Consider the following 488-nt stretch of genomic DNA (forward strand, 5'->3'; position numbering starts at 1 on the left):
GGTGGAAACCGACGACGACTCGATCGGCGGCCATTTCCTGCATCTGCTGCACGGCGTGGAGCCGTCGAAGGCGTGGGTCGACGCGATGCACGTGTCGCTGAACCTGTACGCCGAGCACGAATTCAACGCGTCGACCTTTACCGGCCGCGTGATCGCGGGCACGGGATCGGACATCTATTCGGCGATTACTGGCGCGATCGGCGCGCTGCGCGGGCCGAAGCACGGCGGCGCCAACGAAGTCGCATTCGAGATCCAGTCGCGCTACCAGACGCCGGACGAAGCGGAAGCGGACATCAGAAAGCGCGTCGAGAACAAGGAAGTGGTGATCGGTTTCGGCCACCCGGTGTACACGATTTCGGACCCGCGCAACAAGGTCATCAAGGAAATCGCGAAGAAGCTCTCGAAGGAAGCGGGCAACAGCAAGTTGTTCAATATCGCCGAACGGCTGGAGTCGGTGATGTGGGACGCGAAGAAGATGTTCCCGAATC

Annotated in this window: 1 protein-coding gene; it reads left to right on the plus strand. The window is 61.3% G+C overall.

The features are described 5' to 3' along the window. Nucleotides 1-488: citrate/2-methylcitrate synthase (locus tag PQR32_RS42165; RefSeq protein ID WP_408241818.1), on the plus strand; the 488-nt coding region annotated here is incomplete at both ends.

The organism is Paraburkholderia dipogonis (assembly GCF_046027395.1).
In the GTDB taxonomy this organism is placed as follows: domain Bacteria; phylum Pseudomonadota; class Gammaproteobacteria; order Burkholderiales; family Burkholderiaceae; genus Paraburkholderia; species Paraburkholderia dipogonis_A.